Source organism: Pseudoalteromonas sp. TAE79, from assembly GCF_000498015.1.
GTDB lineage: Bacteria > Pseudomonadota > Gammaproteobacteria > Enterobacterales > Alteromonadaceae > Pseudoalteromonas.
Window position 1 is genome coordinate 1 of sequence record NZ_AUTL01000165.1, and the last position, 7,817, is coordinate 7,817.

Annotated in this window: 10 protein-coding genes; 3 read left to right on the plus strand and 7 right to left on the minus strand. The window is 39.2% G+C overall.

Annotation, left to right across the window (positions count from 1 at the left end):
- The coding region (locus tag L655_RS0112275; protein ID WP_024605177.1) for an aminotransferase class I/II-fold pyridoxal phosphate-dependent enzyme at window positions 1-821 on the plus strand (821 nt) is incomplete at its 5' end.
- Window positions 822-1,115: 294 nt separating this feature from the next.
- A complete protein-coding gene (locus L655_RS0112280) occupies window positions 1,116-2,315 on the plus strand; it encodes an Nramp family divalent metal transporter (protein WP_024605178.1) in 1,200 nt (399 codons plus the stop codon).
- A 102-nt stretch (window positions 2,316-2,417) separates the two neighbouring features.
- Here the strand turns inward: L655_RS0112280 and L655_RS0112285 are convergent, their stop codons facing one another.
- Window positions 2,418-2,870 (minus strand): hypothetical protein, encoded by a 453-nt coding sequence (locus tag L655_RS0112285; RefSeq protein WP_024605179.1) that lies wholly within the window; start codon window positions 2,868-2,870, stop codon window positions 2,418-2,420.
- Between L655_RS0112285 and L655_RS0112290 the strand changes: the two genes are divergently transcribed.
- Complete coding sequence (locus L655_RS0112290; protein WP_024605180.1) at window positions 2,855-4,045, plus strand: PQQ-dependent sugar dehydrogenase; 1,191 nt, start codon at window positions 2,855-2,857, stop codon at window positions 4,043-4,045. The two genes, L655_RS0112285 and L655_RS0112290, sit on opposite strands and share 16 nt — an antisense overlap.
- 210 nt (window positions 4,046-4,255) lie before the next feature.
- Here the strand turns inward: L655_RS0112290 and L655_RS0112295 are convergent, their stop codons facing one another.
- The 6 genes from L655_RS0112295 to L655_RS0112315 form a co-directional block, all read right to left on the minus strand.
- Window positions 4,256-4,687: a hypothetical protein gene (locus L655_RS0112295; RefSeq protein WP_024605181.1), complete on the minus strand. Its 432-nt coding sequence runs from the start codon at window positions 4,685-4,687 to the stop codon at window positions 4,256-4,258.
- A 117-nt stretch (window positions 4,688-4,804) separates the two neighbouring features.
- Complete coding sequence (locus tag L655_RS01000000125540) at window positions 4,805-5,182, minus strand: hypothetical protein (RefSeq protein ID WP_050582209.1); 378 nt, start codon at window positions 5,180-5,182, stop codon at window positions 4,805-4,807.
- Window positions 5,094-5,336, minus strand: a complete 243-nt coding sequence (locus L655_RS1000000126660; RefSeq protein WP_076915310.1) for a hypothetical protein — start codon at window positions 5,334-5,336, stop codon at window positions 5,094-5,096. Before L655_RS1000000126660 ends, L655_RS01000000125540 begins: the two co-directional genes overlap by 89 nt.
- Before the next feature lie 116 nt (window positions 5,337-5,452).
- Window positions 5,453-6,193 (minus strand): DUF4145 domain-containing protein, encoded by a 741-nt coding sequence (locus L655_RS0112305; protein WP_024605182.1) that lies wholly within the window; start codon window positions 6,191-6,193, stop codon window positions 5,453-5,455.
- A 277-nt stretch (window positions 6,194-6,470) separates the two neighbouring features.
- Window positions 6,471-6,725: a hypothetical protein gene (locus L655_RS0112310; RefSeq protein WP_125825554.1), complete on the minus strand. Its 255-nt coding sequence runs from the start codon at window positions 6,723-6,725 to the stop codon at window positions 6,471-6,473.
- A gap of 253 nt (window positions 6,726-6,978) precedes the next feature.
- Window positions 6,979-7,817: transposase (locus L655_RS0112315; RefSeq protein WP_033011515.1), on the minus strand; the 839-nt coding region annotated here is incomplete at its 5' end.

The following is a 7,817-nucleotide window of genomic DNA, read 5'->3' on the forward strand; positions in this document are numbered from 1 at the left end:
CGGCTGATATGTTTGTTGCCATAAAGCCTGATATCGAAATTTTCAATACAGGCAGCACATCAAAACAGTTTAAATACGTCATTGATTTTAAAGCAGTTGAAAAAACACTAGCAAACGACAGCAGCATAAGCGCGCTGTGCGTATCACGCCCTACTAACCCAACAGGTAATGTAATTACTGATGATGAAGTAAAACACCTTGATTTACTTGCTAAGCAATATGGTATTCCACTCATTATTGATAACGCATATGGCGATCCGTTCCCAGGTTGTATTTACACCGATGCAAACCTAACGTGGAACTCAAATATTATTTTATGTATGTCACTTTCAAAACTTGGCCTACCGGGTTTACGCAGCGGTATTATAGTTGCAAACAATGAGATTATTAAAGCAATTGGCCGCGTAAACGGCAGCATGGTTTTATCGCCAAATAGTATTGGCCCAAGCTTAGTAACACGCTTAATTAACGACAACGAACTACTGCCACTGTGCCGCAACGTTATACTGCCTTTTTATCGTAATAAAGCACAAATCGCGATTGAGTTGTTTGACGAAGTATTTGCCGAACTGCCTGTTTATTTGCACAAAGTTGAAGGTGCATTTTTTATGTGGCTGTGGTTTAAAGATGCAAAAATAACAAGCGAGGTGTTGTATCAACAACTTAAAGAGCAAGACGTGTATGTGATCCCAGGTCATAACTTTTTTATCGGCATTGACGATGATTGGGCGCACAAGCACGAGTGTATTCGTATTAACTATGCTACCGATGCAGATACCCTAAAAAAAGGCTTAGAAGCGATTAAAAGTCTAATAAAGTAAATATACTGATGCCGATATAAATATCGGCATCATTCATTTAATTCGCTTATATATTCGTTTGAAATTCATGCAAACGCACTGTATCCCCCTTTAAATTTATATACAAGTTGGTATCCTACGCGCCCTTTTTTAACATATGCTTATAAAAAAGAACTCGTCAAGGAGCGACTACTGCTGCAAGGCACTTACTGTAAGTGACAGCTTTAACACAACAGGCATCGCGTATAATTATTGATTTTAAACGTAAGATGTAACTTTAAATAGCAACATGCATTAGCACTATTAAGGTCAATTATGCGATTAGGACCAGGACTACTCGTCACCGCTGCCTTCATTGGACCAGGGACCATTACTACCGCCAGCGTGGCAGGTGCAAACTTTGGTTTTGCACTTATATGGACATTACTGTTTTCAGTAGTTGCCACTATATTATTACAATCTATGGCGGCGCGCCTTGGCGTTGCCACCGGGCAAGATTTAGCACAAGCTCTTAGAGCAAATATTCAAACGCCTTTATTTAAATCCTTGGCGATATTTTTAGTTATTAGCGCCATTGGCGTAGGCAGTGCAGCTTATGAAGCGGGTAATTTAAGTGGCGCTAGTATGGGATTAATTGAAATATTCCCTCAAGTTAACTCCCAATTATGGACACCACTTATTGCTTTGTTAAGTGCTGCTTTACTGTATAGCGGCAAACATAAAGTGGTTGAAAACGCGCTAATTTTACTCGTTATTTTAATGAGTTTAGTGTTTATCTCAACACTTGTAATGGCTGCCCCTTCACTAAGTGATGTATTTGCCGGTTTTATCCCTAGTATGCCTGAAGGTTCTATTACAACTATATTGGCATTAGTCGGTACGACCATTGTGCCGTATAACTTATTTTTGCACTCCGGCGTACTCGCTGCTAGACACGACAGTAACAGCGACATGCAAAAAGTGATTAAACAAACAAATGTTGATACAGGCCTATCAATCACTTTAGGCGGTGTGATCACTTTAGCTATTTTATCTACAGCTTCAGTTGCATTTTATGGCACCGATGCGGGGAAAATTAGTGCGGCTAACATGGCTGTGCAGCTAGAGCCATTGCTTGGCGATGCCGCTCATTACTTTTTTGCTATTGGCTTATTTGCTGCAGGTTTAACAAGTGCTATTACAGCGCCGCTTGCCGGTGCTTACGCCGTGTGTGGCATGTTAGGTTGGTCAAACGATATGGGCAACGCACGTTTTAAAGGCGTTGCTATTATTATTTTATTGTTTGGTGCTGCGGTGGCCTCATTAGGTTTAGACCCAGTAGCGGTGATTATATTCGCACAAGCGGCTAACGGGTTATTACTCCCTATTGTTAGCACCTACCTTGTATGGCTGGTTAATCAAAAAGGGGTTATGGGAAACTACACTAACTCTTTGGCTTTAAACCTAGTCACCCTACCCGTTTTAATCCTAATTTTTGGGCTAAGTAGCTACAAACTAATTAGTTTAATTTTTTAATTAAACTCTAAAAACCATATTTAAAGGCCGCTGTTTACAATAAACAGCGGCCTTTATTTGTTAATCATCAAATAACGTATCAACCGTACTTATATTCACACATCAACACGCTTTTTGGATTTTAGCTGCCTTAAATAATTGCGAAAACGCAAAACCACCTACCGCGCCTGCGAGCAATTGAGCATAAAAACCCCAGCCCCTTGCGCCCGCTATAATATGAATATTCATAATTGATTCAATGGCAATTAACACAATAGAAAATGCCACAATGCCAGCAATAACAAATAGCTGAGTACTGTATTTTTGAACCTTTTTATTAAGCTTTGTTGTAGTAAAAAAAGCGATGGCAAGTGCCACAGCAATAATAGCCCCGTAGGTAGGTAGCAAGCCTAGCCAATCATCAAGCGTTAAACTAGCCCGATCACTAAAGCCCACCACTACACCTACATTAACTAATTGATTGACAACGTATTGGCTATGAAACAAGCTAGCAAGTGTGAATGTAAGTAACCAAGAAACTAAAAATGAAGGCAATATACGTGTTAAAAACGACATGGTTATCTCAATTTAAAATAAAGCTTTTCTCTTATACTAGTTATGCTAGCAAAGGCTTGCTCCGTAAACAATGTATCTCTATTTTTACTCTGCTTTCGCTTTTTTCGTTTTCTGTTAATGCACAAGCCGCATTACCAAAGGAGCAATACAGTACAAAAACACTGGCTACGCAATTACAGTCTCCGTGGAGCATGGTTGAACTACCAAACGGCACATGGTTAATTACAGAGCGTGATGGTCACGTAGTTATAGTTAAAAACAATGCGCAATCAAGAGTAAAATTAAATCTGAACGGTTTATACGTTGCAGGCCAAGGTGGTTTACTCGACATTGTATTATCACCAGATTATAACGACTCCAAAGAAGTTATTTTTACTTATGCCCAAGGTGATGCAAGCGCAAACAGGCTTGTTGTTGCCAAAGCCACGTTTAATGGCAATAGCTTTTCAAAGCCTGACGTTATTTATAAAGTAGCAACTGATAAAAATACACCACAACATTACGCTGGTCGTACCCTCGTATTACCCGATAGCACATTATTAATTTCAACGGGTGATGGCTTTGACTTTAGAGAGCAAGCACAGGTTATAACAAGCCAACTTGGTAAAATATTGCGTATAAACCTAGATGGCACCATTCCGACAGACAACCCATTTATTAATCACGAAAACCAAAATGCACATGCTGTTTACTCACTTGGTCACCGTAACCCTCAAGGCTTAGTTTATGATTACGATACGCAGCAAATTGTTAGCAACGAACACGGCCCTGCAGGCGGTGACGAGCTAAACTACTTAACCGCTGGCACTAATTACGGATGGCCGGTAATCACCTATGGTAAAGATTACTCGCAAGCGCGTATTTCACCATTTACCGAATATAAAGGCATGCAAAAACCAAGTGTTAATTGGACACCATCAATAGCGCCATCAGGCATGGCGTATTACGGCTCTAAACATGCCGCTTTTCCTTCATTACAACAACATGTACTAATCACAACACTCGTCGATAAAAAGCTCTACAGCGTTAATCTTGCCAGTGGTGAATTTACACAGTCTCACGTGTTTCCAGAGGCCGCAGGCAGGTTAAGAGATGTGTATATCACAGCTGAAGGTAATGTTGCGATATTAATGGATGGAAAAGATGCTGAGCTGATGTTGTTTAAAGCAAATTAATTCACAAAGGGAATAAGAGCCGCTGCGCTTTTTAAATAAGTTAGCGACTTTAAATAAGGTCGCGGCTTTAAATAAACACTTTGGTTAAGTAATTTGATCAGTAATATCAGGGGTTAACCCCTTTAGTTTTAAAATTAAGATGAGCGTCTTTATTATGTTATTAATAACGTTCTTGTCTCCAATTCCCTTTGCATATACTTACTGTGCTTGTTATTTACCCGATTCTAATTTCTGTTTCAATAACTCAATCAGTTGAGTGTTAAGCCCGGTAATTTCGGCTTCTAGTAATTTCACTTTAGCTTGTGACTCTTCATCTTCTTTACTGCGTAATAATGCAGCTTCTTGTATTAGCTTTTCAAGCTTCTCTTGTATTTCAGCAATCTGTTCATCAAGTGGGTCTTCTTCAGATTGCGATGCCTGACTTACATCTTCATTGCCTGATAATTTACGTAACGCCTCTCGATTTTGATCTTCCAGACTTTTTTCTTTTCCTTCTTCGGATATATCCACTTGGTCGCTTTTAACCGCTGCTTTGTGCTCAGTCGGTTTTTCGGTGACTTCATCAGCTACCACCTTTAAAGTTTGTTTTTGCGGGTAAGTTTCTAAAGGTTTAGGGGTTATGTGAACTGACATTTTATCCATTTTAATATTCCTTGTTCCGTTAATTATTGGCGAGAAGTAGTTTACTATAAATATAATGCTTTACTAAAAGCCAAGTGTAATAGCCCTTGTTTGATTCTTTATTAGATTACACTTTACTCACAAGCTTGCCCATTGGTGTTTTAAACCAACAAAGTGAACAATACCAAAAAATAAACAAATAATAGAACTCCAAACCCAAAACTCAGGCGAACGCCCCATAGGGTTATTTATTAAAAAAAATCCAGCAACACCTCGGGCTAAATAAATAAAAGTTATTAGTATAAGAGCTAGGCGGATGAATGGAAGCTTAAAAATCACACCTGCGGCTGAAAATGCATACAATGACCAAGTTGATAGGATCAGAACAATTACACTAGTAATAAGAGTTGGTTGAATACTTCCTTGCTCAGAAAGTAATGCCATTTGCTTTCCTGCACCGAAGAACCGATACCAAGAACCTCCAAAATAGATACAACCTAAATGCAAAGTTGCTATCTTCGAGAACCATTCTTCTCATGATGGTTCTAATAATAGAAATATTTGCATTTTTAGAGCGCTCTTTTTTAGCGCCTATGGTTTGTCGATAACCAATAACAAATAATATTAATGAAACAAGTATACCAACACCTGTTTGTAAATAACCTTCCATTTTGACTCCTTTCTAGAAGAGGGTATAACGCCGCGCTCACCGGTAAATTAGGAGCGCAGCGAGTAATTTATCCGTGTGCAGCGCCTTGTTATGTGCGCGACTACAAATTGCCATTATTAACCATCTCTTTCTTTAATATGTTGCTGCGTTTCCTCAGGCACAACATCTGAATAAAGTAGATCTAATTCTTTAGGCTTTGAAATCATTTCATCTGCGATGAAGTTAAGAACGTGGAATAACTTCAGCGCTATGTCTCTGCCATCTTCCAAGTCAATTTGCCCTGGATGCACGGCGTTATTTCCTACAACTCGAAGTAAGTCTAGTGCTTTTTGAATTTTTGGACTTAACCCTTCTGCTACAAGCTCTTTTATGTCGTTGTTAATATTTTTTCCCGACTTACCTAGTTGCTTGAGCAATAGTTGGAGTGCCAATCTGAGTAAGGCCGTAGCACCTTTGGGAGAATCAACAACAATTGTGGATGCCTCCAGATACAAATCCTGAATCTCTTGATCCATATCTTCATTTGGAGGCGCTACTGCCGTTTGTTTTGGATAGACAATTTCTTTATTCACCCACAAAGAGAATTCGTTACATGTTGAGCAGGTTGCAACAGAAAAACCCTCCGGAACAAACTCGCTCATATGTCGATTATTTGCATCTACAACGTGCTCTATAAAAGCCAAGATGGCATTTTGTTGATAATCCTTTATGCTCATTCTATAGTCATAAAATAGGTGATTTAATATCGTATTAGCTGCATTACTCGAATTATCAACGTCAAACCAAGCCTGCTGAGAGGCAACCTGACAGTGTGGACATTGAAACTTTTCACTTCTGTATTTTGGGTTTAGATCCAAAGCCTGACTCCTACTCGATAAATCATATAACGAGGCTGTAGAGTTACTCCAACAGCCCAAATTGATTAAAAACCGAGCTCCTGTAACAAATACTAAGCGCTTTTCTTGCACTAGGTAATGCATTTGGAACCCATAAAATCGGCCGTTTTTCTTAAAAAAGAGTTATTCTACGGCCTCAACTCCCGCCTAACTCGCAATGTGTTGGCGTGGCTTTTTGCGTTGTTTGCCAAAACCATGACAACTTTACATTGTCGGAGTTAAGGCGCTTGTTATGCCCTTACTGCAGAATAAAGAAAATTGTAGCTAGAGCACTAAATAAGCAAACCATCAATATATAAAGCTTTCTTTGACCCTGAAGTGATTCATTAGCCATTTTATCGTGTTGACCGCCAACTCCGTCAGGATCAGTTACCGAAGTTCCTCTTACATGTATATCCGAATACTTTTTGTTAATAATCAAAATACAGAAACTCCCAATAATTAAAAATATCCATGGATAAAGGGACAAAAACGTTAAAATTTTATCGATCACAATATACTCCATCAATTACTGTGTGCTCAAAATTCGATGATTTAACTTAGTGCATAACGAGCCTGTAGATTAACTCGTTTTTAAATTTGTTTTTATTGATAAACAAACCATAGCTGAGTTCCTATTTTGGTTCAATTGATTACTGTATTTTCACGCAGAATATAGAAGTGTTTGATATTGTTTTAATTGGCGTTTTGGAAGGGATTACGGGTGTTTGAGTGGCTTTTATTTAGAGTAAGAGGGCTTACCCTTCTTAATGCATCGTGTTTTGCAGCTTTTCTATATTATGAACAAGGCAATACAGTTGCCATTGCGCATTCACTTTCGTTTGACCCCGTAAGGTCAATTTATTCATGCCTTTATTCACTGTAATGTTCCCGAACACTGGCTCAATACAGCCAAGTCGTTTGCTATATTGTCGTCGACCTATGGGGCTGTCTATTTTTACTTTCATTTTGTCTACATAGCTCAGCTTTTTGCGCGATTCATTATTTATAAACTGCACTTGTCGTCCTCTTTCTATCGGTGGTTTTCGCATACATTGCTGTTGTAGTGGACATACTTTGCAATCTTTTAAGTAACCGCAGAATCGTGTGTATTGTTGGTTATGGCTGTTTACATTAACTCCGCTTCGCCACATATCATTACCTGCTGGGCAGCGGCATGTTTGGGTTGCTTCATCATAATGAAAATCGTCTGAGGTAAATAACCGAGCCTTGCCTTTACTGCGTTTTAGTCGGCGCTTTTCTTGCTCAGTTTCGTATGTTTCGCTGGCTTTAAACAGCGGATTTCGTTTTCTAAATTGGTTATCCGCAATGTAGGTATCGAACCCACTTTGCGCCATAAACTCAAGATTTACTTCGCTGTTAAACCCACTGTCTGCGGTGAATTTGATGGTGTGTTTATCTGCCATTTTTTCTGTATTGAGTTTAGCGAGTTGCTGTTTTAATTGTGCAACGGCTGGCTGTAAAGTTTGTTGTTCGCCCACTGAGCCCCACGCTTGTGCTTGCAGGATGATTTGATGTTTATCATCGTTTATCGCGATGCCGTTGTAGCCTTGAATTGTCCCTTTTGAGGTCGTCATCTTCGCAC